Below are 26033 nucleotides of genomic sequence, written 5' to 3' on the forward strand. Positions count from 1 at the left end.
CATCAGGTGTCGCTCTCCGCCCGCTCTCCTCCCGGTGATCGCGGCAGGACCCGGGTGGTCGCTCCCGAAGCGGCGACCACGACCGCGAGTGCCGCGAGACCCCAGGGAAGCGTCCCCGCCACCGCGACGGCTCCGACCAGCAGCGGCCCACCGGCATCGCCGAGCTCGCGGCCGAGTTCGGCCGTGCCCATCGTGCGCCCCATCCGTTCGGGTGGTGTCGTCTCGGCGAGATGCGCGAAGGCGAAAGGCGTCGAGACGCCGATCCCGATGCCGAGCAGGGCGGCGGCGACGTAGAGACACGGGAGCACGGAGACGAACGCGGCGACCAGGATGCCGGCCGTGATCACCGCGAGGCCGAGTGTCATCGCGGTCCGATCGCTCAGGCGGCCGCTGTCGCGGAGCCTGCCCGCCCAGGGCTGGGTGAGTGCCGAGCTCAGCGCCAGAACCGAGGCGATCGCGATGCTCGCGAAGAGGGGAGCACCTTCACTGCTGGCGAGAGCGGGGAGGAAGCCGATCGCCGCACCGAGCGCGCCGGTGGACGCGGCGAGCACGAGCGTCGGGATGAGGAAGCCCCGCTCCGTCGTCTGACGGACCAGGTCGGCGACCGTGTACCGGGGTCGAGGTAGCGGCTCGAGTCGGGGCAGGGAGATCGCCACCCAGATCGCGGTGAGGACGGCGAGCGCGCTCAGGCACGTGAAGAGGAGGGGGAAGCCGCCCAGGAAGATCAGTGCGGCGCCGAGGAGAGGACCCAGTGTGTAGCCGAGGCCCTTCCAGGATCCGTATCTGCCGAAGTATCGCCCCTTCGCGCCCGGGGCCGCGAGCCGTGCGACCGTCGCCGAGGAAGCGGGCGAGAACGCCGAGGCTGCGGCGCCCTGCCCGAGCCGTGCGATCGCGAGGGCTGCCGTGCTCGACGACCACACCCCGACGAGCGATGCGACGCCGAAGGCCAGAAGCCCGAACACGATCACCGGCTTGGCGCCGATCCGGTCGGACAGCGAGCCGAAGACGGGTTTGAGGAACACCTCGGCGAGGTCGTAGATCGCCAGAAGCGCTCCCAGACGCAGGAGGTCGAGACCGATGTCCCCGCCGGTTGCCCCGATGCCTGCGGCGATGCTGTGGGCGCCGAACGCCGTCACGAAGCCGGCTGCATACAGCGGTGCGACCTGGCGGGTCGCCGGTGCGGCGGCGGTCGGCAGGCTCACGTGTGGACGGCCTGGTAGACGAGGTCGGCGAACCGGGCGAGATCCTGAACGCACGCGGCCAACTCGCGGTCGGCGTCCTTGGACGAGGCGGAGTCGAACACGTCGCGGGCGCGGATCGTGCGGTGCCAGCGCTGCAGTCGGTCGAGGCTCTGCTCCTCCTCTTCGAGCTCGGCCAGCGTGAACTTCTTCTTCTCGATCTCACGCGCGATCTCGGCGCGGTACTTCGCGCAGTCGGCGACGAACTCCGCCCAGTCGTCTGCTCTCGCGGCGTCGAAGAGCTTCCGAAGTGCGGCGGTGTCACCGCCGTCGGCCTGGGTGCGAAGCACGAGGATGTCGCCGTTGCCGCGCTGTGCGAGCGCCCGCGCCCGGTCGACCCCCTCGACGCACGCAGGCACATCTGGCGTGACCCAGGTGCCCTGCCCTGCGGGTACCGCACCGAACTGACGCAGCTCGCGCCAGACCGCGACGCGATGCCGCGAGGGTGATGCGGGTACCTGCACCAGGAGCACGAGCCAGCCATCCGATTTCGTCACACTCGAAACTGTAACAGGTGTTACATCCATCTGTGGGCGAGACCTCGATAGCGTGGAGTCCGATCATCGCGAGAGCGGGGAGGGCCATGGCTCAGCAGGAGACGGAGGATGCGCGCGTGCGCGACGGGTATGCGGCGCGTGCGGTCGAGTACACGGAGTTGTTCGGCGACATCGCGCAGATGGATGACGTCGACCGGGAGCGCATCGGTCGCTGGGCGGACGGCGTCGACGGACGCATCCTCGACGTGGGGTGTGGTCCTGGACACTGGACGGCGTTCCTCGTCGAGCGCGGTGCCGATGCCGAGGGCATCGACCTGGTGCCGGACTTCATCGCCGGCGCCTCGGCGCGATTCCCCCACATCTCGTATCGGACGGCGTCTCTGGCCGATACCGACATCCCGCCCGGTTCCTTGGGCGGCGTGCTGGCTTGGTACTCGCTGATCCACGCGACTCCGGATGGGCTTCCGAATCTGCTCGAGGCCGCTCGCCGCGGGACCCGTGAGGGCGGACATCTGCTGGTCGGCTTCTTCGACGGGGCGGACGGGCAGCCTTTCCCGCACGCCGTCACGACGGCGCACTACTGGTCGGTGCAGGGTATGTCGAACCAGCTCGAGCGCGCCGGCTTCTCGGTGCTCGACAGCGAGACCAGGGTGCAGGAGAGAAGGCGCCCGCACGCATCGATCAGCGCGGTCGCGATCTGATCGATGCGCACGGTGCCTGAGCGGATCAGGCGAGACCGCGGAAGAACCTGCGGATGTCGTCGGCCAGCAGCTCCGGCTCCTCCATCGCCGGGAAGTGCCCGCCCGCGGCGAACTCGCTCCAGTGGTCGATCGCACCGGCGGGATCCATCGTGCGCCGGATCAGGGGATGCGCGTCGAAGACGGCCCAGCCGGCGCGCACCCCGGAGGGCATGACGAAGTCCAGCTGGGCGTGCTCCGACTCGTAGAAGAACTGCGCGACTGAAGCACCGCTGCGGGTGAACCAGTAGAGACTCACGTTCGTCAGGAGCTGGTCGCGGTCGACGTCCGGCGCCCCGTACCCGCCGTCGATCCTGCGCTTGAACTTCTCCACGATCCACGCGAGCTGGCCGACGGGCGAGTCGGTGAGGGCCGGTCCGACCGTGTCGGGTCGATGGTTGTGCATGCCGACGTAGCCGCGTTCCGCAGCGCTCGCAGCATGTGCGGCCTCGAGCTGGGCGAGCTCTTCCTCGGACAGACCATCGGGGGCGGGGAACATGGTGCCGACCAGTCCGAGCCACACGCGGTCGCTGGCGAAGTGCGTGCCGATGACGTGCTCCGGGTGCAGCGCGGCCAGTCTGCCGATGATGCCGGTGCCGACGTCCGTGCCGTGCGCCGCGAACTGGTCGTAGCCGAAGCGCGTCATGATCTCGGTGTAGGCGTCGGCGGTTCGAGCCAGATCCCACCCGGTGCCGGAGAGCGGGTTCGAGAACCCCAGTCCGGGCAGGGACGGGATGACCACGTGGAAGTCGTCCGTCAGCAGCGGGATCAGTCGCTGGTACTCGATGAACGACGCCGGCCAGCTGTCGCTGAGAAGCAGAGGCGTGGCTGCCGGGTTCGCCGAGCGCACATGGAGCACATGGAACGTCTGACCGTCGACGACGGTCGTGAACTGCTCATGCGCGTTGAGGGCCCTCTCCTGCGCCCGCCAGTCGAATCCATCGCGCCAGTGATCCGCGAGCTCCTGCAGGTAGGGAAGCGGGATCCCCCGGCTGAAGTCGGTGCGATCGTCACGTCCGGGAGCGGGGAGCGGCCAGCGCGTGCGGGTCAGACGATCGTGCAGGTCATCGATGGCATCCTGCGGGATGTCGATGCGGAAAGGGCTGAGGGAGGTGTTCTGTGTCATGCTGCTGACGCTCTCAGGCAATGCGGAAGACCAGCTTCCGCATTTGCTGAGAGGATCAGACATGCTCGAGACCTCGGCCCGTCTGCTGGAACTGCTGTCATTGCTTCAGCTCAGACGCGACTGGACGAGTTCCGCACTCGCCGACCGACTGGGTGTGAGCACGAGGACCGTGCGCGCCGACATCGGCAAGCTCCGCTCGCTCGGTTATCCGGTGGATGCGCGCCCCGGCGTCGCGGGCGGATACCGCCTGGCCGCCGGAACCGCGATGCCTCCGTTGCTGCTCGACGACGACGAGGCGGTCGCGGTCGCCGTCGGGCTGGGGGTGGCCGCCACCTGGCGGCTCGGCGTCGAAGAGACCTCGCTCACCGCCCTCGCGAAACTCGAGCAGGTCATGCCCTCGCGACTGCGCCGTCGCGTCGACACGATCCGTGAGGCGACGAGTGTGGTTCCTGGGGCCGAACCCCCGCTCGACCTCGCGGCGCTCAGCACGGTCGCCGCGGCCGTCCGTGCCCATGAACGGCTTCGCTTCGGCTACACGAAACCCGGCGGAGACGAAGAGAAGCGGCACACCGAACCGCAGCGCCTGGTGAGCTGGGGGTCGGTCTGGTACCTGCTCGCGTGGGATCTCGATCGAGACGACTGGCGCATCTTCCGCGTCGATCGCATGGTTCCACGGGCGTCGACCGGTGTGCGCTTCCGGCCCCGCGCGATCCCGGAGGGCGACGTCGTCGATTACGTCGTCCGCAGGGTGACGAAGGCGTCCACCTCATGAAGCTGAGGCGGTACCCCCGGGCAGGCGGAACGTCGTCCTCGGGATGTCGTCCACGAAACGGTGCGCCAATGCGAAGGCCTGTTCTTCGGTGAGCCGGTGCTCGGAGACGAGTGCCGCCAGGTAGCCGGCGTCGAGTCGTCGTGACATGTCGTGCCGGGCGGGGATCGAGCAGAAAGCCCTGGTGTCGTCGACGAACCCGCTCGTCTTCGTGAACCCGGCACTGTCCGTCACCGACCGCCGGTAGCGGGCGATCGCGTCGGGGGTGTCGAGGAACCACCACGGCGCACCGGCGTAGACGGACGGATAGAAGCCCGCGAGTGGTCCGATCTCACGGCTGAACGCTGTCTCGTCGACCGTGAACAGCACCATCCGGAACGTCTCGTTCGTGCCGAAGTCGTTGAGGATCGGGGTGAGCGGCCGCGTGAAGGCGGCGACGTCCGGAAGGTCGTGTCCGCTGTCCGAGCCGAACCGTGCGAGTGTGTCGCGGTGGTGGTTGCGGATGACGCCGGGATGTAGCTGCATCACCAGCCCGTCGTCGGACGACATCTCCGCCAGTCGGTAGAGCATGTTGCGGCGGTACGCCGTCGCGTCTTCCGCCGTGACTTCGCTCCGGAGCCCCGCGGCATGGATGCGCTCCGCATCGGCACTCGTGAGCGGCTGCGATCCGGCATCGAGCACCCCGGTGTCGGTCGCTGTGCCGCCCGCTGCCCGGAACGCGGCGCGGCGGCGGCGCAGAGCCTCGAGCAGCCCGGCGTAGCTCCCGGCATCCGCACCCGCCGCCTCCGACAGATCCGCGATCGCGCTCGCCCACCCTGCGGACGACGGATCCATGTAGCGGTCGGCGCGGAACGTCGGGAGCACATGCCCGTGGAAGGAAGGATCGTCGCGCAATCGCGCGTGAGCTGCGAGATCGTCTGCGGGATCGTCGGTCGTCGCGAGCACTTCGATGCGGAAGCGATCGAACAACGCCCGCGGATGGAACGCGGCGGTGTGCAGCTGCGCGTCGATGTGTGCGTAGAGCTCGTCGGCGTTGCCCGCACTCGGCTGCTCCGTCACCCCGAACACCTCGGCCAGCGAGGTCTCGAACCAGTAGCGCACCGGGGTTCCGAGGAACACATCCCAGTTCGCGCAGAACGCCCGCCACACCTCTTGCGGATCAGCGGGCGCGGCTCCCCGGCCCAGCGCGTCGAGGGGCACGCCGACTGCGTGGAGCAGACGCAGCACGTAGTGGTCGGGCGTGATCAGCAGTGTCGCAGGGTCTGGGAAGGGCTTGTCGTCGGCGAGCAATGCAGCATCGACATGGCCGTGCGGGGAGAGGATCGGCGCGGCAGCGACGGTGTCGTACAGCCTCCTGGCGAGCTCTCGCACGCCGGGGTCGGCGGGGAGGAGTCGGTCGACGTGCGGGCTGAGTTCTCTGCTCATGATTCTCCTCCAGGGGTACGGCGCGGTGCGGAGCCGGTCGACTCCCGCACGGTCAGATGGGTCGGCAGCGCGGCGATGTGGCGGCGGGTGAGTGCGCTCGCGCCGATGCGCTCGCTCTGCAATCGATCGAGCAGCATCGATACCGACAGCCGTGCGGCCTGTTCGACCGGAGCGGTGAGGGTGGTCAGCGGCGGGTTGCAGAAGTCGGCGCCGAAGATGTCGTCGCAGCCGACGATGCTCATGTCCTCCGGAACACGCACGCCTCGTTCCTTGAGCCGGATGAGCATGCCGATCGCGAGGAGGTCGTTGAACGCCACGCACGCGGTTGCTCCGGTGTTGAGTGCCGCATCCGCCGCGGCGGCGCCCGCTTTGGTGCGCGGCTGGTACGGCCCCACCTTCGTGTACTCGATGCCGAGCCGCTCGCACGCGGCCGCCACGGCCCGCCAGCGCAGGTTGCTCGCCCAGCTCGTCGGAGGGCCCGCCACGTAGCAGATGCGTCGATGGCCCAGCGAGGCGAGGTGCTCGACGGCCTGGTCGAAGCCGAGCGGTGTGTCGATGAACACCGACGGCACTCCCGGCACCGCCCGGTTCAACGCGACGAGCGGGAGCTCGGCACTGAGCTCAGCCAGCCGCTCATCGGACAGGCGGGAGGCGGTCAGGATCGCACCGTCGTACGAGCTGCGCAGCTCTTCGAGCGTGCTCTCCTCCATCTCGGGCGACTCCTCGGTATGCACGAGGATCTGCGAGTATCCGGCGACGCGAAGAGCCTGCTGCGTGCCCCGGATGATGCCGAAGTAGAACGGGTTCGTGACGTCCGACACGAGGACGGCGACCATGCGGGTCGATGGTGTCGCCGAGGCGTTCGACGCGGTGACGGGGGTGTAACCGAGGTCCTTCGCGATGCGGATGATGCGCTCGCGGGTGTCGGGGTTCCCGCGACCGGGGACGGCGAGTGCGCGCGAGGCCGTGGAGATCGCGACGCCGGCGGCATCGGCCACGTCTGCGAGGGTCGGCCGGTGCGGAGGCGGTGTGAGGGACGACATGGGGCAACAGAATCACAGGATGGCAATTACTGGCAATGGATTGCTAACAATTGCCACGCTTGCCTACCTTGGCGGAGACGCAGTCACGTCCACTCACTGTCTCGAAGGAGAGTTCAATGAAGTCTCGACCCCTGATCGCCCTCGGGGCGATGACCGCAGCAGCGATCGCGTTGACCGCATGCTCGGGATCCGGCGCTGGTACGGATGACGGCGGCACCGGTGGCGCTGTCGATGGGACAGGCCAGACGCTCACCGTGATGATGGCCGCGAACGGCCTCTACCCCGAGCAGCAGAAGGAATGGTTCGGGAAGGTCTCCGATGCGTTCGAGGAGAAGACCGGAGCCACCGTCGAGTTCGAGACCTTCGCCAGCGCCAACGACGAGCTCACGAAGATCCAGACCTCCGTGCTCTCCGGACAGGGCCCCGACGTCTACGGTCTCGGCACCACCTTCACCCCGACCGCCTACGCGACGGGCGCCTTCGTGAAGCTCACGGATGCCGACTGGGACAAGGTCGGCGGCCGCGACCGCTTCGTGCCGTCGACCTTGGGAATCTCCGGCCCGAGCGAGAAGGATGAGATCGCTATCCCGTTCGTGAGCCGACCGTTCGTGATGGCCTACAACACCGAGCTGCTGGCGGCTGCCGGCATCGAGGAGCCGCCCACGACCTGGGACGAGCTGACGGCTGCGGCCGCGAAGATCGAATCCGGGGATGTGCACGGCCTCGCGATCGGCTACGCCGACAGCTTCGACCCCTGGAAGTTCGTCTGGGGTATGAGTGTGCAGGCGGGCAACCCGCTGATCGACGTCGACGCCAAGAAGGCGGAGATCGACGACCCGGCCGTGGCCGCCGCCTACGACACCTACTTCGGCTGGTACCAGGACGGACTCGTCGACCCGGCATCGGTCGGGTGGAAGAACGCGCAGGCCGTCGCCGCCTTCGCCGAAGGGAAGGCCGGCTTCCTGCCGATGACCTCCGCCAACTCCAAGCCCACGTTCGCTGGCTCACCTGTCGCCGACTCCTACGCCTACGCGCTCCTGCCGACCATCCCGCCGGGGGAGACCGAACTCCCGAAGGGCGGAGAGGAAGCGGCGAGCATCCTCTCCGGTGACAACCTCGTCGTCGCGCAGTATTCGCCGAACCAGGACCTCGCATTCGCGTTCATCGAGATGCTGACCAGCACCGAGTCGCAGCTCGACTACTTCGACACGTTCGGCGAACTGCCGACGGGCGTGGAGGCGGCGGCACAGGTCGAGAAGGACAACCCCGATCTGAGCGCCAACGTGCAGGCCGCCTCGCAGTCGGTGGCCACCCCGTTCACGGGCGCCTGGGGGGACACGCAGCTCGCCCTGACCAACGTGGTCGTCCAATCGCTGCCCGCCCTGCAGGGGGGATCGCTCAGCCAGAGCGCGATCGCCGCATCGATCGCCGAGGCTCAGGCGAGCGCGCAGTCGGCGCTCGACAAGTCCAAGTAGCGACGCGAGGACACGCACATGGCGATCGCCACCGACACGCGTCGGAAACGGACCGACGACACCCCGCCGAGCGAGCGGCCCCGCCCGCTGTGGATGCTGCTGCCCGGCGGGGTGCTGATGACACTGCTGATCCTGGTGCCGCTGCTGCTGGCCTTCTGGATCTCGATGCTCGACCTGGACCAGTACACGATCCGGCAGTGGCTGCAGGCGCCGTTCGTCGGATTGGGCAACTTCGTCGAGGCGTTCTCCTCCTCGCCGCTGCTGCGCGGGATCGGGCTGAGCGTCAGCTATGCGCTGATCGTGTCGGTGGCGGCGATCCCGATCGGAGTCACGGCGGCGCTGGCCACGCAGAACGCCTTCCGCGGTCGCGGGCTGGTGCGCTCCGTCTACCTGATCCCGTACATCCTCCCCGCCTTCGTGGTGGCCACGGTCTTTCGGGCGATGTTCCAGCCCGAAGGAGTGGTCGACGAGGCATTCGGCGTGTTCGGGGTCGACCCGGGGCTGTGGCTCAACGGGCCGCAGAGCTATTGGACCCTGGTCATCGCGCAGCTCTGGGTGAGCTGGCCGTTCGTGTACCTGCTGACGCTGGCCGGACTGCAGGCGGTGGATGCGGAGGTGCACGAGGCCGCGGCGCTCGATGGCGCGGGGTGGGGCATCAAGCTGCGCAAGGTCATCCTCCCGTATCTGCGCGGATCGATCCTGCTGGCATTCATCCTCACCTTCCTGCACAGCATCAACGCCTTCACGATGCCGTTCGTGCTCTTCGGGATACCGGCGCCGGTCGATGTCGAGGTGCTGCCGGTCCTCACTTACGTCACGGCGTTCCAGAGCTTCCGGTTCGGCCTCTCGGCGGCCATGGCGGTGGCCTCGCTCGCGATCGTCGCGATCCCCCTGTTCATCTACCTGCGCGCCGTGCGCCTGGACACCGGAGAGGACGCGAAGCGATGAGCGCCACCACCACGATCGCGCAGGTCAACCCGCGCCGGAGCCGCCCCGGCGGTCACAGCCAGGTGGATCGGCTGCTGCCGCGCCCGCTTCTGGCTGCCGCGAACATCGTCCTGTGCCTGCTCGTGTTCGGGCCTGTCTCGTACATGCTGTTCGCCTCGATCAATGCGGATGTCGCGGTCGCCGGCGGCGCGTACTGGCCGACCGAGCTCCGGCTCGACAACTACGTCAAGGTGTGGCGCAGCGTCGATCTCGCGGGAGGGCTGGCCAACAGCCTCCTGATCTGCGGCGCGGTCGCCGTCGTCTGCGCGGCCGTCGCGGTCTCGATGGCGTGGGTGTTGGTGCGCTTCACCTTCATCGGACGCGTCACGATCCTTCGAGGACTGCTCGGGCTGCAGTCGGTCCCCGGCACGCTCATGCTGCTTCCGGTGTTCGTGATGTTCTCGACGCTCTCATCGGTGCTGCGCATCCCCACCATCGGCACCCACTGGTCGGTGTTCGTCACTTATCTCACCTTCGCGCTGCCGTTCTCGACCTGGGTGATGGTGACGTACATCCGCGGACTGCCGCGCGAGCTCGAGGAGGCCGCGCGCATGGACGGTGCCTCGAACTTTCGGGTCCTCACGCGCATCGTGCTGCCGCTGAGCTGGCCGGGGATCGTGGTCTCCGCGATCTTCGCATTCCTGCAGGGCTGGAACGACGTGCTGTTCGCCTCGGTCATGACCAACCGCGACAGCCGCACCGCCGCGGTGGCCCTGCAGATCTTCGGCGCGACGCAGGAGACGGGAGCCGTGCCCCTGTACGGCCAGATGATGGCGGCCTCGCTCATCTGCGCGATCCCCGTCGTCGTGCTGTACCTCGTGTTCCAGCGTTATCTCGTAGGCGGTCTCACCGCAGGAGGAGTGAAATGACCCCGTGGAAGCTCTCAGGATTCGGTGACGAGATCGATCCGGATCCGTCTGTGCAGATCGCCGTGCTCCAAGCGCTCGGCGCGCGGCACATCGAGGTGCGCAGCGCGTGGGGGGTGAACGTCGTCGATCTCGACGAGTCGCAGCTCGCGCAGCTCGCGGCCGTGGTGAGCGAGCGCGGCATGGCGGTCTCGGCGATCGCGTCGCCGATCGGCAAGGTCGATGTGTCCCTGCCCGTCGAGCACGAGGTCGGTCGGCTGCAACGGGCGATCCGGGCGGCCGAGGTGCTGGAGGCCCCCTACATCCGCATCTTCTCGTTCTTCCGAGCCGAGCACCTCTCGGCGGACGACATCCGCGACGAGGTGCTCGTGCGGATGGCGGCGCTCGCCCGTACCGCCGAAGCGGCCGGGGTCACCCTCGTGCACGAGAACGAGAAGGACATCTACGGCGACATCCCCTCGCGCGTGCTCGATGTGATCGAGTCGGTCGGCTCCGACCGGCTGCGCGTCGCCTGGGACAACGCCAACTTCGTCCAGGTCGGCGTCCGGCCGTTCACCGACTGCTACGCCAAGCTGCGGCCGCACCTCGAGTATCTGCAGCTGAAGGACGCTCTCGCCGCGACGGGTGAGGTCGTCCCGGTGGGTGACGGCGACGGCGAACTTCGCGAGACCCTCACGGCCCTGCGCGACGACGGCTATGTGGGGTTCGCCTCGCTCGAACCCCACCTCACCGACGTCGACGCGCTCGGCGGCTTCTCGGGGCCTGAGGCCTTCGGTCGTGCCGGCCGAGCCCTTCGCACACTCACAGACGAGATCGGAGTCACCCTCTCATGACCGACGGAATCCTCGACGTCGCCATCGTCGGATGCGGCATCATCGGCGTCAACCACGCCAGAGCGATCGCGGCCACCCCCGGCCTGCGCATCGTCGCGGTCGTCGACGAAGTGCCGACCGCGACCGATCGTCTGGCCGACCTCATCGTCGAAGAACTGGGAGGAGAGCGCCCATCCACGCACTCCGATATCGAGTCGATCCCCGACGACATCGATGTGGTCGTCATCTGCACCCCGAGCGGTTCCCATGTCGAACTCGCCGAGCGGGCGGTCGCGCGGGGGATGCACGTTGTGCTCGAGAAGCCCCTCGACGTGTCGATGGAACGTGGTCGCCGGTTGGCCTCGATCGCACGGGACGCCGAGGCGCGCGGCATCCGGATCTCGGTGATCAGTCAGCACCGCTTCGACCCGGGCGCTGTGGCCGTCGCTGAGGCCGCCCACACCGGACGCCTGGGGCGGATCACGAGTGCGGTGGCCTCCGTGCCCTGGTGGCGCTCGCAGGAGTACTACGACTCCGGCGCCTGGCGGGGCACCTGGGAGCTCGACGGCGGAGGAGCCGTCATGAACCAGGGTGTGCACACCGTCGACCTGCTGCTGTGGTTCCTCGGCACCCCCGTCGACGTGTTCGCGCACACGGCGCTGCTCGCGCACGAGCGGGTCGAGGTCGAAGACGTGGCGGTCGTCACGGTGCGTTTCGAGTCGGGCGCGCTCGCCGTTCTGCACGCCACGACCGCCGCCTTCCCTGAGCAGCCGGTGCGGCTGGCCGTGCACGGCGCGCAGGGGACCGGCATCATCGAGAACGACCAGCTCGCGCGGTTGTGGGTGGACGGCGACACCGCCGACCGCAGCGTCGACTGGGTGCCCGAGGGGCATCGGCTCGGCGACGACCGTGACCCGCAGGCGTTCGCCGAGGGTCACGCCCGCCAGTACGCCGACATCGTCGAGAGCATCCGTGAGGGGAGAGCCTCGCGGGTCGGCGTACCCGAGGCGCTGCTGGCGCTCGCCGTGGTGCGCGGCATCTACGTGTCGGCGACCACCGGCTCTGCGGTACGCGTCGCCGACCTGATCGACGGCACCGTCGACGATGCGGACGTGCGGACGGGAGGCATCGCATGAAGTTCTCGGTGTTCACCGCGGCGACCCCCGACTGGGAGCCGGCAGAGGCGGCTCGCCGCATCGCCGCGATCGGCTATGACGGCATCGAGTGGCGCATCACCGACCAGGACGAGGCCGACCCGCCCGGATTCTGGGCCGGGAATCGCGCGACCTGGCCGCTCACCGGGCTCGAGGGGTCGGTCTCCGAGATCGCCCGCATCACCCGCGAGGCCGGGCTGGAGTTCAGCGGCATCGGCGGCTACGCGCTCGCACCCGACCACGACGATGTGCTGCGGACGCTCAGGGCCACCGCAGAACTCGGTGCGCGTCAGGTGCGCGTGCGCATCCCCTTCAACGACACCCAGGACTATCGCACGGTGTTCGCGCAGACCAGGGACGACCTGGAGTGGGCCTCCCGCGAGGCGGGGGCACTCGGCGTGAAGGTGCTCGTCGAGCTGCACCATCAGACGATCTCGGCGTCGGCGTCGGCTGCCCTCCGCCTGGTCGACGGCATCGACCCGCGCACCATCGGTGTGATCCACGACCTGGGCAACCTCGTGATCGAAGGGCAGGAGGACACTCGCGCCGGCCTGCAACTCCTGGGGGAGTACCTCGCGCACGTGCATGTGAAGAACGCCGTCTGGCAGCGCACCGGGCAGACCGGGCTCGACGGCGATGTGCGCTGGGAGTCGGCATGGGCTCCGCTTCGCGAGGGCATCGCCAGCGTGCCGGACTATTTCCGCGCCCTCGCCGAGGTCGGCTACGACGGCTGGGTGACGCTGGAGGACTTCTCGGCGGATGCTCCGCTGGAGGAGCGCCTGATCGACGACCTCGCATTCCTGCGCGCGTCTGCCGGCGTCGCCGGCATCGGATCGTGACCGGGCCTGCGCGCACGCAGCATCCCCCGCTCCGTGCCGCTCATCTGGGTCTCGGCGCCTTCCATCGGGCTCACCAGGCCTGGTACACCCAGCAGGCGAACGAGCGTGCAACCCCAGACGACGGGTGGGGCATCGCCGCTTTCACCGGGCGTGCCCCTGAGGCCGCAGAGCTGCTGTCGCGCAACGACGGCGTGTACACGGTGCTGGAGCGTTCCGCCGAGGGAGACCGGGCGACCACCGTGCAGTCGATCGTGCGGGCGGTACCCGGATCGGATGAGCGGTCCTGGCTCGACACTCTCACCGATCCTCGGGTCGCGGTTCTGACCGTGACTGTCACCGAGGCGGGGTACTCGGCCGGTTCCGGGGTTCCGCGGCGCATCGCCGACGGCCTCGTCGCGCGAGCGCGGGCCGGTGCAGGACCCATCGCGGTCGTGAGCTGCGACAACCTGCCGCAGAACGGCCGGGTGCTGAGCGACGCGGTGCGCAAGGCCGCCGGCTCCCAGGCTGCGCGAATCTCGGACATCGCGTCGTTCGTCGACACGGTGGTGGACCGGATCACCCCTGCCGTGACGCCTGCCGACATCGACGCCGTGCGGAAGCTCACCGGCCTCGACGATCCGTCCGCGGTGGTCACCGAACCGTTCGCGGAATGGATCCTCGCGGGTGAGTTCCCGGGCGGTGCTCCGGAGTGGGCGCAGGTCGGAGCCAGATTCGTCGCCGATGTCGGGCCGTACGAAGCGCGCAAGCTCTATCTGCTCAACGCCGGGCACACCTTCCTCGCCGCGGCAGGGCGGTTGCGGGGCTACGACACGATCGCAGAGGCGTTCGGCGATGCCGACCTGCGCGCCGACACCGAGGCGCTGTGGGCTGCGCAGCGCACCGCGGTCGACCTGCCGGTCGCGGAGCTCGACGGGTGGCTCGACGATCTGCGCCTCCGCTTCTCGAATCCGCGCATCGCCCATCGGCTCGACCAGATCCGTCGGGACAGTCCGATCAAGGTGGCGCTGCGCCTCGTCGCTCCCCTGCGGAGACGCCGAGAGGCCGGCGATGCCGCCGACGACGCGCAGCTGCACGCCGTGGAGAGCTGGATCCGCTCCCTCGTCGAACTCGACCCGACCGACTCCGCGACGGCCGTGATCGCCCGCACCATCTCCGCCGTGCCCGCGGCTGACCGCGCACGCACCGTCATCGACCACCTCACTCCCGAAGGGACCCTCGCATGAGTATCGACAAGGCTGAGGTCATCGTCACCAGCCCCGACCGGAACTTCGTCACCCTCAAGCTCACGACGGCCGACGGCCTCTCCGGTCTCGGTGACGCCACCCTCAATGGGCGCGAGCTCGCGGTCGTCGCGTATCTCACCGAGCACGTCGTCCCGCTGCTGATCGGTGCCGACGAGGATCGCATCGAGGACACCTGGCAGTTCCTCTACCGGAGCGCGTACTGGCGAAGGGGACCCGTCACGATGGCCGCCGTCGCCGCGGTCGACATGGCGCTGTGGGACATCAAGGGCAAGAAGGCGGGGATGCCGGTTTACCAGCTGCTGGGCGGGGCATCGCGCACCGGCCTCCTCGCCTACGGTCACGCGTCGGGCAAGGAGCTGCCGGAACTGTTCGACTCCGTGCGCGCGCACCTCGACCAGGGGTATCGGGCGATCCGGATCCAGACCGGTGTTCCCGGGCTCAAGGCCATCTACGGCATCGCTTCGCAGGCCGCGGACACCGGAGGGGGAGAAGCCCGGTACGACCATGAGCCGGCACGTCGAGGGGCGAGGCCCGTCGAAGAGGACTGGGACACCCGCGCCTACCTGAACCACCTGCCCGGCGTCTTCGAGGCGGTGCGCAACGAGTTCGGCCCCGACATCCCGCTGCTGCACGACGGCCACCACCGGATGACGCCGATCCAGGCGGCGAAGCTCGGCAAGGCTCTCGAGCCGTACGACCTGTTCTGGCTCGAGGACTGCACCCCCGCCGAGAACCAGGAGGCGCTGCGACTCGTGCGCCAGCACACGACCACGCCCCTCGCGATCGGCGAGATCTTCAACACCGTCTGGGACTTCAAGGACATCATCCGCGACCAGCTCATCGACTACGTGCGCGGGGCCGTGACCCACATGGGCGGTATCAGCCCCTTGAAGAAGACGCTCGACTACGCCGCGATGTACCAGATCAAGTCCGGCATGCACGGGCCCACGGACATCTCGCCGGTCGGCATGGCGGCGGCGATGCACCTCGGCCTCTCGATCCACAACTTCGGCATCCAGGAATACATGCAGCACGGATCCCGCACCGACCAGGTGTTCCAGCAGTCCTTCACCTGGCGGGACGGAATGCTGCACCCAGGAGACGCGCCGGGCCTGGGCGTCGAGCTCGATGCCGATGAGGCGGGCAAGTACCCGTACGAGCGGGCGTATCTGCCCTATAACCGCCTCGCGGATGGAACGGTGCACGACTGGTGACTCTCGTGACCAGCCCGATCGTCGTCATGGGGGTGTCCGGGGCGGGCAAGACGACGGTCGGCCGGGACCTCGCGCATCGGCTCGGGGTCTCGTTCATCGATGCGGACGATCTGCACGGCTCGGAGAACGTCGCCAAGATGGCGGCAGGGATCCCTCTCGATGACGATGACCGGTGGCCGTGGCTCGACCGGGTCGGGGCGGCGCTCGCCGCGGAACCGGCGGCCGTCGTCGCGTGCTCTGCCTTGAGGCGGAGATACCGCGATCGGCTGCGCGCATCGGCCCCTGACACGGTGTTCGTGCACCTCGACGCACCGAAGGAGCGGGTCACGGAGCAGGCGACTGCGCGCCGCGGTCATTTCATGCCACCCGCGCTGCTGGCGTCGCAGTTGCAGACGTTGGAGCCGCTCGGGGCGGACGAGGACGGGATCACGGTGACGGTGGATGGCACGGCCGGAGAGCTCGTGGAGCGCATCCGTCAGCATCTCGTCTGAGAACGTCCGGCACCTTCGAGCCGCGCTCAGGGGATCGGCACTGCGCGGTCCGCGCCGAGTCGCTTCATCACCATCGTCGACGTCAATCGCTGCACGCCCGGCAGGGCTCCGAGGGTGTTGTCGTAGAGCTCCTGGTACGAACCCATGTCACGCGTGAGGATGCGCAGCATGTAGTCGGGGTCGCCGAACTGGCGCTGTGCCTCGACGACCGCGGGGATGGCCACCACCGCCTCTTCGAAGGCGACGATGGTGTCCTTGTCGGTGCGTCCGATCGTGACGAACACGATGGCCTCGAACGTCAGGCCGACGGCTGCAGGGGCCACCACCGCCCGGTACCTCTCGATGGCTCCGGACTGCTCCAGCTCCTTGAGGCGACGATGGCACGCGGACAGGCTCAAGCCGACCAGCGCGGCGAGATTCGTGGCACTCATCCGCCCGTCGTCCTGCAGTAGCGAGAGGATCTCCCGGTCAAGTGCGTCCATGGTGACAATCCTTGCAGGTGAAGCCGTCGGTCGCCCGAAGAATCGAAGCACCTTTCGCGTGATTCTTCGTAGTCTCTTCCTCGAATCGAGGAGGACCGATGGACATCGCTCTGGTCATGCAGTTCTGGGTGGTCGCCGTCATGCTCGCGTTGACCCCCGGCGCGGACTGGGCGTATGCGATCTCCGCCGGCCTGCGCGCCCGCTCGATCGCCCCGTCCATCCTCGGCATGATCGCCGGGTACACGGTCGTGATCGTCGCCGTCGCCCTGGGGCTCGGCGCCCTGGTCACCGCGTATCCCGTCACTCTGACGACCCTGACCGTGATCGGCGCACTCTACCTGATCTTCCTCGGGGCGACGACGCTTGCCTTCCGCCCGGCGCCGATCGCCGAGAGCGGCGAGCCGATCGCCACGGGCGGATGGGCGCAGTTCCTGCGCGGCTCCGGCGTGAGCGGCATCAACCCGAAGGGCCTCCTGCTCCTGCTCGCCCTGCTGCCGCAGTTCACGAGCCCCGACGGATGGCCGTCGACGACGCAGATGCTCGCCCTCGGTGGCCTGCATCTGCTCAACATCGCGATCGTCTACACGACCGTCGGCCTGCTCGCTCGCCGACTGCTGCGCACGCGACCGCGCGCCAGCTCCGTCGTCACTCGGATCGCCGGCATCGCGATGACGGTCATCAGCGTCGGCATCCTGATCGAGCAGGTGATCGAGTGGCTGTGACGGCAGAGGTCTCTCACCAGGGCACAGGTCGTCACCAGCGCACAGGGCTTTTCCCCGGTGGATGCTGACCTCTCCCAGACAGCGCGGAGGTAGCGTCGAGGGGCGCCATCGACCGGCGGGACAGGAGGACCACGTGACGACGACGGGACGGACGACCACGGCCCTGCGGCTGCTGCTGCCCGCGTTCCTGCTCGGCGCGATCATCGCGATCTCGTTCCTCGAGGCGCCGCTGAAGTTCCTCGCACCCGGCGTCACGATCCCGATCGGGCTCGGCATCGGGCGACTCGTCTTCACCGCGCTGAATGTGCTCGCCGGCATCGTGCTTCTGGTGCTCACGTTCGTGAGCGTGCGAGCACGGGCGGGACGCGGGCCCCTCATGATCCTGGGCGGGATCTGGCTGGTCTTCGTCGTCGAAGTCGCACTCATCCGTCCCGTGCTGAACCGGCGCAGCGACCTCGTAATCGCGGGATCGGAGGCGCCGGGCACCAACGGGGCGCACTACGCGTACATCGCGGCCGACCTCACGATCGTCGCCCTCCTCGTGGTGCTGATCATCGTCACCGCGCGAAAAGTGCTCCCTCCACCCGGCACCGTATCCTGACCGAAGCCCGTCGCGCGTAATGGTCCCGCGCATCCACCGTCTTCTCTGCGGAGGCAGCGCACCTCCACCGGTCATCTGATCGGGACGCCGCGACGACGGACCTCAGACCTCGTCGGTCGGCGAACGGCAGTGTGTTCGACCCGTGCCCTCCTCGGCGCGGTGCAAACGCCGGCCGGCGCACGAGGGCACGGCTGGGGAGTCGTGGCCCTCGGGGCGGGGTGTCCCGTTCGTTCCCTCGCGGACCGCACACCCCGCCCACTCGCCCTCCCCGGAGGAATGGTCGCGAACGGCGGGGTGATGTTCCTCCGCTACCGGACCGCCTGAACTGCGGCCGCGGATCGGTCGGCGATCAGCGGGCCGAGGTCACGGTCGGACGCGGACGGTGCGTCCCTCGAACGACACGAGGTCGCCGTCGCGCAGCTGTCGTCCGCGGCGTCGATCGATCTCGCCGTTCACGGTCACGTACCCGTCGATGATGACCTCTTTGGCGTCGCCGCCCGAGTCGAGCAGGCCGGCGAACTTGAGGAACTGTCCGAGGCGGATCACCTCACCGCCGATGGAGATGTCGTCGATCGGGTCGGAGTTCGTCATCCTTGAATGCTAATCGGACTTGCGTGCTGATCGGCTTCGCCACCGCAGGACGCGATGGTGCCGCCGCCCCGGTGGGGAGCGGCGGCACCATCATGCCGGGCGTCTCGGGTCCGCCCGACAGGACGCGGCCCGCACCGACTCAGTCGATGTCGGTACCGACGACCGCGAAGTCGGCGTCGAACTCGATGTCGATCGATCGGCTGTCCGCAGTGAGCACCGAGGCGTCGTAGGGGCTCACGTCGTCGCCGTCGACATCGAGGTCGGTGATCATGCCCTCGGCCTCGGCGAGTGCGGCGGCGACCAGTGCGCGGATCGTCTCGTCGTCGAGGATGAGCGTCGGGCCGGTGTCGTCGCCGTCTGCCGCGTCGGTGGAGGCGACGGTCGCCGCGAGCTCCTTGTCGACGCGGACCTCGGTCTCATCTCCCGCCGCTGTGCTCAGCTGCACCTCCCAGGTGCCGTCGCGCTTCGCGTCGATCGAGGTGACGTCGCCGTCGGCTGCGCCGCGTGCGGCATCCGCGATCGCGATCAGCTCGTCGGCGGATGCGGAACCGATGCCCGTCACCGGGCCGCGACCGTTCGAGGGGGTGTCGCCGCGATCGTCGCTCCTGGGGCCGTCATCGGGACGACCGTGATCCTCGCTGTCGTCCTTGCGGGGGCCGTCCGACACCGAGGAGCGGTCGTCGTCGTCGAACTCGTCGCCGATCGCCGCGCCGATGGCGATGCCGCCGCCCGCGAGGACCACGGCTGCCGCGATGCCGCCCCCGATGAGGAGCGCGCGCTTGCGGCCGGCCTTCGGGGATGATGCCGTGGCACCGGGGGTCGGCTCGGCCGCCGGGAACGTCGGGTGCTCGCCGGCGCCTGGCGCGGGTGCCGTCCCGGCCGGGGGTGCAGGGGCCGTCGGCGCCGCTGCGGCATCGGGAGTCGGGGCCACCGGCACGGTCGGCGCGTCCGGCGTGCTCTCGGGCGTCTGGTCGGGAGAGGGTGTCTTGTCGTCCATGACTCGATGCTCTCCCGCGGGCGCTGAAGCCTCCCTGAAGCGTCCTGAAGGACTCTTCAGGAACCCGTCGCTCAGGCGCCGCGGGGGAGGGTGAGGACGAAGCGTGCGCCGCCCCATCGGGAGTCGTCGACCGTGAGAGACCCGCCGGATGAGGCGGCGATTCCGCGCGCGATCGCGAGCCCGAGGCCGCTGCCGCCCGCGTCGCGGCTGCGCGCCTCGTCGAGGCGCACGAATCGCTCGAAGATGCGCTCCCGTTCCTCGGCGGGTACCCCGGCGCCGTCGTCTTCGACCGTGACGAACACGTATCCGTCCGAGGGAGCAACGCCGATCGCGACGCGTCCGCGACTGTGGCGCACGGCGTTGTCGACGAGGTTGCGCAGCAGCTGGCCGAGCAGACGGGGGTCGCCGTTCACCCTGGCGGCGCTGATGCCGGTACCGTCGACGTCGAGCCCGGCAGCCCGGAGTCGGCGCACCTCGCCGAGCGCGATGTCGTCGAGGTCGACCGCCTCGTCGAGCGTGCTCGCACCCTCGTCGAGGCGGGCGAGAAGCAGCAGCGATTCGACGATGCCCTGCAGCCGGAGCCCCTCTTCCGAGACGACCTCCGCGAGCTCGCCGATGCTGGTCACCTCGGGGTGGGCCTGGGCGAGCTCTGCGTGCTGGCGGATGGTCGCGAGCGGCGAACGCAGCTCGTGCGAGGCATCCGATACGAATCGGCGTTGCGCGGTGGCAGATGCATCGAGCCGGTCGAGCATGCCGTTCATGGTGGTCGCGAGTGCGGCGATCTCGTCTGCTGTCTCGGGTACGGGAACGCGCTGGTGAAGGCGCTCGGCGGTGATGCCGTCCACTTCCTCACGGATGCGCTCCACCGGTCGGAGCGCGCGGCCCACGACGAGCCAGGTGGTCACGGCCACGAGCAGCAGCAGCAGCGGGACCGCGATGGCGAGCAGCGTCGCGACCGTCGCCAGGGTCTCTGCGTCGTCGTCCATCGAGACCGCGAGCACGAGCGTCTGATCGCCGTCGATGTCTTCCGAGACCACCAGGACGGTGTCGCCGTCGACGGTGGTCGTCTGCGGGTCGTCGTCGGCGGGGAGCGGCGTCGACCCCAGTTTGTCGCGAGCCTCCTCGCTCGCGGCACGTACCGAGCCGTCCGGACCGAGGATCTGCAGGATCTCGTCTTCGAGCGCGTCGATGCCCTTGCCTCCCGGCCCACCTGCACGCTCGGCGAGCTCGCTGAGCCGCTGTTCCGCAGCGCGCTCGGTGCTGCTGTGGATGCTCGCGCTCAGCACACCGTAGAACGAGAAGGCTCCGATCAGCAGGGCGACGGCGACGACGACGGTGGCGCCGAGTGTGGTCCTGCCGCGCACCGTGCGCCAGCTGCGGTTAGCCACCGTCGGCCGCCAGTCGATAGCCCGCACCGCGGATGGTCTCGATGGCCTCACGACCGAACGGCTTGTCGAGTTTGCGGCGGAGGTGCCCGACGTAGACCTCGACGATGTTGGGGTCGCCGTCGAAGTCGTCGTCCCAGACGCCGTCGATGAGGGCGCGCTTCGACAGCACCTGCCCGCGATGACGCATGAGGTACTCGAGCACGGAGAACTCCCGAGCGGTGAGGCTCACCGGGGTCTCGCCGCGCCAGACCCGGTGGGCTGCGGGGTCGAGCCGCAGATCGCCCGCCTCCAGGATCGCCGGGCGGGCGACGGCTCCACGGCGCACGAGGGCGCGGAGCCGTGCGACGAGGATCGCGAACGAGAACGGCTTGGTGACGTAGTCGTCGGCCCCGGTCTCGAGTGCCTCGACCTGGTCCCACTCGCCGTCCTTCGCGGTGAGCATCAGCACGGGCGTCCAGTTCTCCTCGGCGCGCAGTGCTTCGCAGACCTTCCATCCGCTCATGCCCGGCATCATCAGGTCGAGCACGATCGCGTCGTACCGCGTCTCGCGTGCACGCCAGAGTCCGTCGACGCCGTTGTGCGCGACATCGACGGCGAAGCCCTCGGCCTCGAGCCCCCGGCGCACGCCGTCGGCAAGGCGCACCTCGTCGTCCACCACCAGGATCCGCATGTCTCCAGTGTGGTCGGTCGACGCTGAATCGGGGCTGAAGCCGTCGAGGATCAGGTGGAGAGGTGCGCCTGGATCTCGCGGATCACCTCGCCGAGGGGGCCGGAGGAGAGGAGCCCGGGGCCGAGGGGGCCGGCGGGGTCGGTGCCCAGCGGTGGGAGGGTGCGCAGGGCTGCAGCGGCTTCGGGAGAGAGGTGTGCGAGTTGCCATCGCACCTCTGCGGCACGGACGTCGGATGCACGGGCGTCGGGGGCGTCCGGGTGTGCCCGCTCGACGGCCCGCGCGGCGTAGGCGGCTGCCCCGAGAGCATGCGCACCCATGTGCGCGACCCCTGCGGCCTGTGCCGCGGAGCGGGCGGCGGCGGTGCCGGCAGGGGTCACGGCGCTGCGAGCAGCCCTGCCCGCGACGAAGCGACGACGGATCTCGCCCGCAGCCGTGAGCTCGCCCCGCGCGAAGGCGCGCGTCCTGGCGATGGCATCGCGCGCACGGTCGTCGTCCGGGGCCTCGGTCTCGAACAGCGGCAGCACGCGCTCGGCGCAGTCGGCCGCCCACACCGCGACGATCCGACGGTCGGTCTCGGTCATGCCCTGAAGAGTCATGCCCTGCGGAGTCGACATGGGGTTCACCTCGTCCGTCGTCCGGTGCGAGCGCGCGCGGCCTCGTGCGCCTCGCGGAGAAGGGCGAGCACGGCACCCTCCGTCGCCGCTGCGGGGTTGATCACGCACACCCAGCCGGCGGTGCCGTACAACGGGTGAGGCCGGAAGACGTCGACCGCCGTCGGGTCGGTGTCGCCGCCCGTGAGAGACCCCGCCGCGATGATCGACTCCGCGATGATCGAGTCCGCGCGCTCGCGTCCGACGTGGATGTTCACCCGGAAGCGCCCTGGAGCGTCCAGCGCGGAGGACGTGTCGTCGGGATAGTCCTTCGTGATGATCGTCCCGTACGGCTGCGTGCGCTCCGGCATCCGGCCGTCGGGCGCGTGGTAGAAGTATGCGTCTCCCCATGACAGTTCGGGGAAGTCGCTGCCTGCCTCCGGGGCGACGACGAGCACGCCGTCGAACGAGCGGACCTCTTCGATGATCTCCTGCATTTCCATCCTTCAATGCTGAGGCTGATGTGCTTATGTGGGCTCAAGGGCCGGAAAGACAAGGAGGCACGTGCAGAACCCTCAAGAGCAGGTGATGACCACTGCGGCGCTCGGACGGCTGGTCGACTACTCGACGCAGCAGGTGCGCGACCTCGAGCGACTCGGTGTGCTCCCCGCCGCGGAGCGCGGTGCGAACGGGTACCGGCGGTATCGGATGCCGCATGTCCTGGCGCTGCACGCCTATCGGGCGTTGGCGACGGCGCTCGGTCCGGTGCCCGCGCGTCGACTGATGCCCTCTCTCATCGGCGGATCGGTCGAGCAGGCGGCGGAGCGGATCGACACCCTGCACGCGGATCTCGCCCTCGAACGCTCACGGGTGCGCGCGGCCCTGCGCGGACTCGAGGACGCGGTGGCGGAGGCCGACGACCCGTTCGTCGAGGACGATGCCATGGCCATCGGCGAACTCGCCCAGGCGCTCGGCGTCCGCTCCTCCGCACTGCGGCACTGGGAGCGCGAGGGGCTCGTGCGCCCCCTTCGGCGTGCAGGATCGGTCCGCTCCTACGACTCCGCTGGGATCACCGAGGCGCGGATCGCCGCCGCCCTCCGCGCGGGCGGCTACGGCATCCCGGCGGTCTCGCGGATCATCGACGAGGTGCGCGCGCACGGTGACACCGCGCAGGTGCAGCGCATCCTCGCGGAGCGATTGGGCGACCTCACGCGCCGCAGCGTCACGCTCCTCGCGGCGGCGGGCCATCTGCACGCCCTACTGACGGAACACCTCGCGGGGGCCGGATCGGACGGACCATCCTTCACGTCCGAGCGCTGATGTCAGATTAGCCAGCGGCCACGGGCTCGCGACATGATCACGCGCGTGGCTGACTGCTCCCACCTACAGACACGGAGCTTGCGGGTCGGCGAAGCTATAGCTTCCAGTTACTCAGGGAGATAGCTCATGACGAAGAAGTTCTTGACAGTATCGTCACGCGGGGCGAAGGCACTGATAGCCGAGGACGGTCACCAGATCGAAAGTGATACATTTCATTTATGATGGTGTGGATCGTGTACTTGGAAGAAACTCCTGGTTTCATCGGCGTCTTTGACGTCGAAAGCGACGCGTACGAATTCCAGGAAAAGTATGCGGCTGATAGCGGACTCTCAGTTCTGCTTACCCCCGTCTCTGTGCCTTATCGGGTCGCGGGAACAGATGGGCCTCTTTATTCGCAGTAGACGCTACGACTCCCCTACCGCGCGTCAAGCGGCTCGAGTGTCTAGCGGAAGTTTTAGTTGACTAGAAATAGGTATTCAAAGATGAGACACCGTCACCACCACAAGTTCGGTTTTATTTTCGCTGGATCATTGATCCTCGGGATCGTAGCAGCCGGCGGCAGCCCGGCTTACGCGGCATCATCAGGGAACGACGCGCCCGACCTCCCGCCACTCACAGCGGTGAGCTCGGCGGACGTTCCCGACGAGTACCTCGTCTACCCGGATGGAACACCGCTTCCTGCCGATGCGGTGGTGATGACGGACGCGGAGATGGATGCACTTGGGTCGGACACGAGCATCGGCGCTCCTGAATCGACGCCAGGTGCGACCACGAGAGCGACGGTAGTAGGAAATTGTCATTTTGCGGTGGGACAAATGTGGAAGAGATCATCCGGACAAGGATTCCCCTCCGGTTCAGTGGGCGCGAAGCCAGCAATCTCTAGTTGTTGGGGAGCCGTCACCAAGACGTACATCAGGTCCATCGTTTTCATGCATAACGGGTGGCTCTGGGTTCCCGTTACTGAAGCCTTCGAGAGTTTTGGCACGTGGAACATGGTGCAAAAAAGTGTCCAGTACAAATGCAATGGGACCGGGCAGCACACGTTCCGCGTTGTCTCGTATTTCAAAGCCTCTGGGGCCAAGGATGTCACCGCTGCGTCAGCTCAGCTCAGCTCCGGCGATTACAAGCTCCAGTGCGGCTAAAGAACTGTCTGATCTCATGACGCGGTGAGCTGAACGTCGACGCGTCGCCGCTGACCAGCAATACGAACAAGGACCACGTTCGCACGTGGTCCTTCTTCGTATTGCTGAGCGATCCAACGCTACGAACAAGCGAGATCGGCTACTCGACGCAGCAGGTGCGCGACCTCGAGCGACTCGGTGTGCTCCCCGCCGCGGAGCGCGGTGCGAACGGGTACCGGCGGTATCGGATGCCGCATGTCCTGGCGCTGCACGCCTATCGGGCGTTGGCGACGGCGCTCGGTCCGGTGCCCGCGCGTCGACTGATGCCCGCTCTCATCGGCGGATCGGTCGAGCAGGCGGCGGAGCGGATCGACACCCTGCACGCGGATCTCGCCCTCGAACGCTCACGGGTGCGCGCGGCCCTGCGCGGACTCGAGGACGCGGTGGCGGAGGCCGACGACCTGTTCGTCGAGGACGATGCCATGGCCATCGGCGAACTCGCCCAGGCGCTCGGCGTCCGCTCCTCCGCACTGCGGCACTGGGAGCGAGAAGGGCTCGTGCGCCCCCTTCGGCGTGCAGGATCGGTCCGCTCCTACGACTCCGCTGGGATCACCGAGGCGCGGATCGCCGCCGCCCTGCGTTCGGGCGGCTACGGCATCCCCGCGGTTTCGCGGATCATCGACGAGGTGCGCGCGCACGGTGACACCGCGCAGGTGCAGCGCATCCTCGCGGAGCGGTTGGCGGACCTCACGCGCCGCAGCGTCGCGCTTCTCGCGGCGGCAGGAGACGTGCACGCCCTGCTGACGGAACACCTCGCGGAGGAGGAGGGGTCGTCGCTCACGTCCGCGCCGGGATCTGCGCCAGGACCTCGGGGATCAGCGGATTCTCGTCGAGGGGGTCGGTGATGACCGCGGCGATCGCCTCGAACGGCAGTACCGGGTAGCGCGAGGCGGCGCCGATCTTCTCGTCGCTGGCCAGCACGATGGTCGCGGCGCATCGGGAGGCGATCGCCCGCTTGGTGACGGCATCGTCGAGTTCGCCCGTCGTGAGACCGTGTCGGGGGTCGACGCCCGTGACGCCGACGAAGAACACGTCGGCAGCGAGGTGCTGGATCGCCTCCATCGCGAGTCCTCCGCCGGCGACGAGAGAGTGTCGGGCGAGCTCGCCGCCGATCATGATCACGCGCGCATCCGAGTGCTCGGCGACGGCCAGGGCGACGGCAGGACTCGGGGTGATGACCGTGATGTCGGTGCCGGAGGGAAGCAGTCGCGCCATCGCGAGCGTGGTGGTGCCGGCATCCAGCACGATCGTCGATCCGGGGAGGATGGTCGTGACCGCCTGGCGGGCGACCCGCTCCTTGCTCTGGGTCGCCAGATCGTGGCGTTCGCGCACCGGGCGATCGGCCGCGGCGATGGGCAGCGCGCCGCCGTACACGCGCTGGAGCCTTCCCTCGTCGGCGAGCTCGCGGAGGTCGCGACGGATGGCGTCTTCCGATACTCCGAGTTCATCGGCCGCAGCCTTCGCCACGACCCGTCCCTCGCGGGTGAGCACGTCGAGCAGGTGGTCCTTGCGCTGAGCAGCGAGCATACGTTTCCTCACGAAGTTGCACGTTTATGCATGATTCAGACTACAGT

At 68.7% G+C, this 26033-nt stretch carries 28 protein-coding genes; 15 read left to right on the forward strand and 13 right to left on the reverse strand.

Features of this window, described 5'->3' with window-relative positions; genetic code table 11:
* Window positions 1–2: 2 nt before the first annotated feature.
* Together AAY78_RS11980 and AAY78_RS11985 are read right to left on the reverse strand one after the other, a co-directional pair.
* Window positions 3–1202, reverse strand: a complete 1200-nt coding sequence (locus AAY78_RS11980) for an MFS transporter (protein WP_082108665.1) — start codon at window positions 1200–1202, stop codon at window positions 3–5.
* Complete coding sequence (locus AAY78_RS11985) at window positions 1199–1735, reverse strand: Chromate resistance protein ChrB (RefSeq protein ID WP_231589713.1); 537 nt, start codon at window positions 1733–1735, stop codon at window positions 1199–1201. The genes AAY78_RS11980 and AAY78_RS11985 overlap by 4 nt, the downstream gene beginning before the upstream one ends.
* 86 nt (window positions 1736–1821) lie before the next feature.
* Here AAY78_RS11985 and AAY78_RS11990 point away from each other — a divergent pair, with 86 nt between their 5' ends.
* Window positions 1822–2436 (forward strand): class I SAM-dependent methyltransferase, encoded by a 615-nt coding sequence (locus AAY78_RS11990; RefSeq protein WP_046748538.1) that lies wholly within the window; start codon window positions 1822–1824, stop codon window positions 2434–2436.
* A gap of 25 nt (window positions 2437–2461) precedes the next feature.
* On the opposite strand, the gene AAY78_RS11995 is transcribed toward AAY78_RS11990, so the two are convergent.
* The gene (locus AAY78_RS11995) at window positions 2462–3598 is read right to left on the reverse strand and encodes an epoxide hydrolase family protein (protein WP_046748539.1); all 1137 of its coding nucleotides are present in this window, start codon (window positions 3596–3598) and stop codon (window positions 2462–2464) included.
* A gap of 61 nt (window positions 3599–3659) precedes the next feature.
* Between AAY78_RS11995 and AAY78_RS12000 the strand changes: the two genes are divergently transcribed.
* Entirely contained in the window at window positions 3660–4370 is a 711-nt protein-coding gene (locus AAY78_RS12000; protein WP_197077696.1) for a helix-turn-helix transcriptional regulator, read from the forward strand.
* Here AAY78_RS12000 and uxaC read toward each other — a convergent pair.
* Window positions 4365–5792 (reverse strand): glucuronate isomerase, encoded by a 1428-nt coding sequence (gene uxaC, locus AAY78_RS12005; protein WP_046748540.1) that lies wholly within the window; start codon window positions 5790–5792, stop codon window positions 4365–4367. The two genes, AAY78_RS12000 and uxaC, sit on opposite strands and share 6 nt — an antisense overlap.
* Entirely contained in the window at window positions 5789–6835 is a 1047-nt protein-coding gene (locus AAY78_RS12010) for a LacI family DNA-binding transcriptional regulator (RefSeq protein WP_046748541.1), read from the reverse strand. Before AAY78_RS12010 ends, uxaC begins: the two co-directional genes overlap by 4 nt.
* 116 nt (window positions 6836–6951) lie before the next feature.
* On the opposite strand from AAY78_RS12010, the gene AAY78_RS12015 reads away from it, so the two are divergent.
* Genes AAY78_RS12015 through AAY78_RS12055 form a run of 9 tightly spaced genes read left to right on the forward strand, consistent with a single transcriptional unit; the run spans window position 6952 to window position 15917 of the window.
* On the forward strand, window positions 6952–8310 hold the full coding sequence (locus tag AAY78_RS12015) for an ABC transporter substrate-binding protein (protein ID WP_046748542.1): 1359 nt from the start codon (window positions 6952–6954) through the stop codon (window positions 8308–8310).
* Between the two features lie 18 nt (window positions 8311–8328).
* A complete protein-coding gene (locus AAY78_RS12020) occupies window positions 8329–9258 on the forward strand; it encodes a carbohydrate ABC transporter permease (RefSeq protein ID WP_046748543.1) in 930 nt (309 codons plus the stop codon).
* Complete coding sequence (locus AAY78_RS12025) at window positions 9255–10166, forward strand: carbohydrate ABC transporter permease (RefSeq protein ID WP_046748544.1); 912 nt, start codon at window positions 9255–9257, stop codon at window positions 10164–10166. The genes AAY78_RS12020 and AAY78_RS12025 overlap by 4 nt, the downstream gene beginning before the upstream one ends.
* A complete protein-coding gene (locus tag AAY78_RS12030; protein WP_046748545.1) occupies window positions 10163–10996 on the forward strand; it encodes a sugar phosphate isomerase/epimerase family protein in 834 nt (277 codons plus the stop codon). Before AAY78_RS12025 ends, AAY78_RS12030 begins: the two co-directional genes overlap by 4 nt.
* The gene (locus AAY78_RS12035) at window positions 10993–12111 is read left to right on the forward strand and encodes a Gfo/Idh/MocA family protein (protein WP_046748546.1); all 1119 of its coding nucleotides are present in this window, start codon (window positions 10993–10995) and stop codon (window positions 12109–12111) included. The genes AAY78_RS12030 and AAY78_RS12035 overlap by 4 nt, the downstream gene beginning before the upstream one ends.
* Window positions 12108–12968: a sugar phosphate isomerase/epimerase family protein gene (locus AAY78_RS12040; protein WP_046748547.1), complete on the forward strand. Its 861-nt coding sequence runs from the start codon at window positions 12108–12110 to the stop codon at window positions 12966–12968. The genes AAY78_RS12035 and AAY78_RS12040 overlap by 4 nt, the downstream gene beginning before the upstream one ends.
* Window positions 12965–14191 carry a mannitol dehydrogenase family protein gene (locus tag AAY78_RS12045; protein WP_046748548.1) on the forward strand — a complete coding sequence of 409 codons (1227 nt, stop codon included), beginning with the start codon at window positions 12965–12967 and terminating at the stop codon, window positions 14189–14191. Before AAY78_RS12040 ends, AAY78_RS12045 begins: the two co-directional genes overlap by 4 nt.
* On the forward strand, window positions 14188–15426 hold the full coding sequence (gene manD / locus AAY78_RS12050; protein ID WP_046748549.1) for a D-mannonate dehydratase ManD: 1239 nt from the start codon (window positions 14188–14190) through the stop codon (window positions 15424–15426). Before AAY78_RS12045 ends, manD begins: the two co-directional genes overlap by 4 nt.
* Window positions 15423–15917: a gluconokinase gene (locus AAY78_RS12055; RefSeq protein WP_231589714.1), complete on the forward strand. Its 495-nt coding sequence runs from the start codon at window positions 15423–15425 to the stop codon at window positions 15915–15917. Before manD ends, AAY78_RS12055 begins: the two co-directional genes overlap by 4 nt.
* A 26-nt stretch (window positions 15918–15943) precedes the next feature.
* On the opposite strand, the gene AAY78_RS12060 is transcribed toward AAY78_RS12055, so the two are convergent.
* Entirely contained in the window at window positions 15944–16399 is a 456-nt protein-coding gene (locus tag AAY78_RS12060; RefSeq protein ID WP_046748550.1) for an Lrp/AsnC family transcriptional regulator, read from the reverse strand.
* Window positions 16400–16497: 98 nt separating this feature from the next.
* Between AAY78_RS12060 and AAY78_RS12065 the strand changes: the two genes are divergently transcribed.
* Window positions 16498–17121, forward strand: a complete 624-nt coding sequence (locus AAY78_RS12065; protein WP_046748551.1) for a LysE family translocator — start codon at window positions 16498–16500, stop codon at window positions 17119–17121.
* A 133-nt stretch (window positions 17122–17254) separates the two neighbouring features.
* The gene (locus AAY78_RS12070) at window positions 17255–17722 is read left to right on the forward strand and encodes a hypothetical protein (RefSeq protein WP_046748552.1); all 468 of its coding nucleotides are present in this window, start codon (window positions 17255–17257) and stop codon (window positions 17720–17722) included.
* 363 nt (window positions 17723–18085) lie between these two features.
* On the opposite strand, the gene AAY78_RS12075 is transcribed toward AAY78_RS12070, so the two are convergent.
* The 6 genes from AAY78_RS12075 to AAY78_RS12105 all read right to left on the reverse strand — a co-directional run bounded on the left by AAY78_RS12075 (window position 18086) and on the right by AAY78_RS12105 (window position 22461).
* On the reverse strand, window positions 18086–18313 hold the full coding sequence (locus AAY78_RS12075) for an RNA-binding S4 domain-containing protein (protein ID WP_017829834.1): 228 nt from the start codon (window positions 18311–18313) through the stop codon (window positions 18086–18088).
* Between the two features lie 139 nt (window positions 18314–18452).
* Window positions 18453–19310, reverse strand: coding sequence for a hypothetical protein (locus AAY78_RS12080; RefSeq protein ID WP_231589715.1), 858 nt, complete (start codon window positions 19308–19310; stop codon window positions 18453–18455).
* 71 nt (window positions 19311–19381) lie between these two features.
* Window positions 19382–20698, reverse strand: coding sequence for a sensor histidine kinase (locus tag AAY78_RS12090; protein ID WP_046748744.1), 1317 nt, complete (start codon window positions 20696–20698; stop codon window positions 19382–19384).
* Window positions 20691–21368, reverse strand: coding sequence for a response regulator transcription factor (locus AAY78_RS12095; protein ID WP_046748553.1), 678 nt, complete (start codon window positions 21366–21368; stop codon window positions 20691–20693). Before AAY78_RS12095 ends, AAY78_RS12090 begins: the two co-directional genes overlap by 8 nt.
* A 50-nt stretch (window positions 21369–21418) precedes the next feature.
* On the reverse strand, window positions 21419–21982 hold the full coding sequence (locus AAY78_RS12100; protein WP_046748554.1) for a putative immunity protein: 564 nt from the start codon (window positions 21980–21982) through the stop codon (window positions 21419–21421).
* 5 nt (window positions 21983–21987) lie between these two features.
* The gene (locus AAY78_RS12105) at window positions 21988–22461 is read right to left on the reverse strand and encodes a DUF6194 family protein (RefSeq protein WP_046748555.1); all 474 of its coding nucleotides are present in this window, start codon (window positions 22459–22461) and stop codon (window positions 21988–21990) included.
* A 61-nt stretch (window positions 22462–22522) separates the two neighbouring features.
* On the opposite strand from AAY78_RS12105, the gene AAY78_RS12110 reads away from it, so the two are divergent.
* Together AAY78_RS12110 and AAY78_RS12125 are read left to right on the forward strand one after the other, a co-directional pair.
* Entirely contained in the window at window positions 22523–23278 is a 756-nt protein-coding gene (locus tag AAY78_RS12110; protein WP_231589716.1) for a MerR family transcriptional regulator, read from the forward strand.
* A gap of 1297 nt (window positions 23279–24575) precedes the next feature.
* A complete protein-coding gene (locus AAY78_RS12125) occupies window positions 24576–25304 on the forward strand; it encodes a MerR family transcriptional regulator (protein WP_231589717.1) in 729 nt (242 codons plus the stop codon).
* Here the strand turns inward: AAY78_RS12125 and AAY78_RS12130 are convergent.
* Window positions 25237–25986: a DeoR/GlpR family DNA-binding transcription regulator gene (locus tag AAY78_RS12130; RefSeq protein ID WP_046748558.1), complete on the reverse strand. Its 750-nt coding sequence runs from the start codon at window positions 25984–25986 to the stop codon at window positions 25237–25239. The genes AAY78_RS12125 and AAY78_RS12130 overlap by 68 nt on opposite strands.
* Between the last annotated feature and the right edge of the window lie 47 nt (window positions 25987–26033).

Source organism: Microbacterium sp. Ag1, assembly GCF_001005635.1.
In the GTDB taxonomy this organism is placed as follows: Bacteria; Actinomycetota; Actinomycetes; order Actinomycetales; family Microbacteriaceae; genus Microbacterium; species Microbacterium oxydans.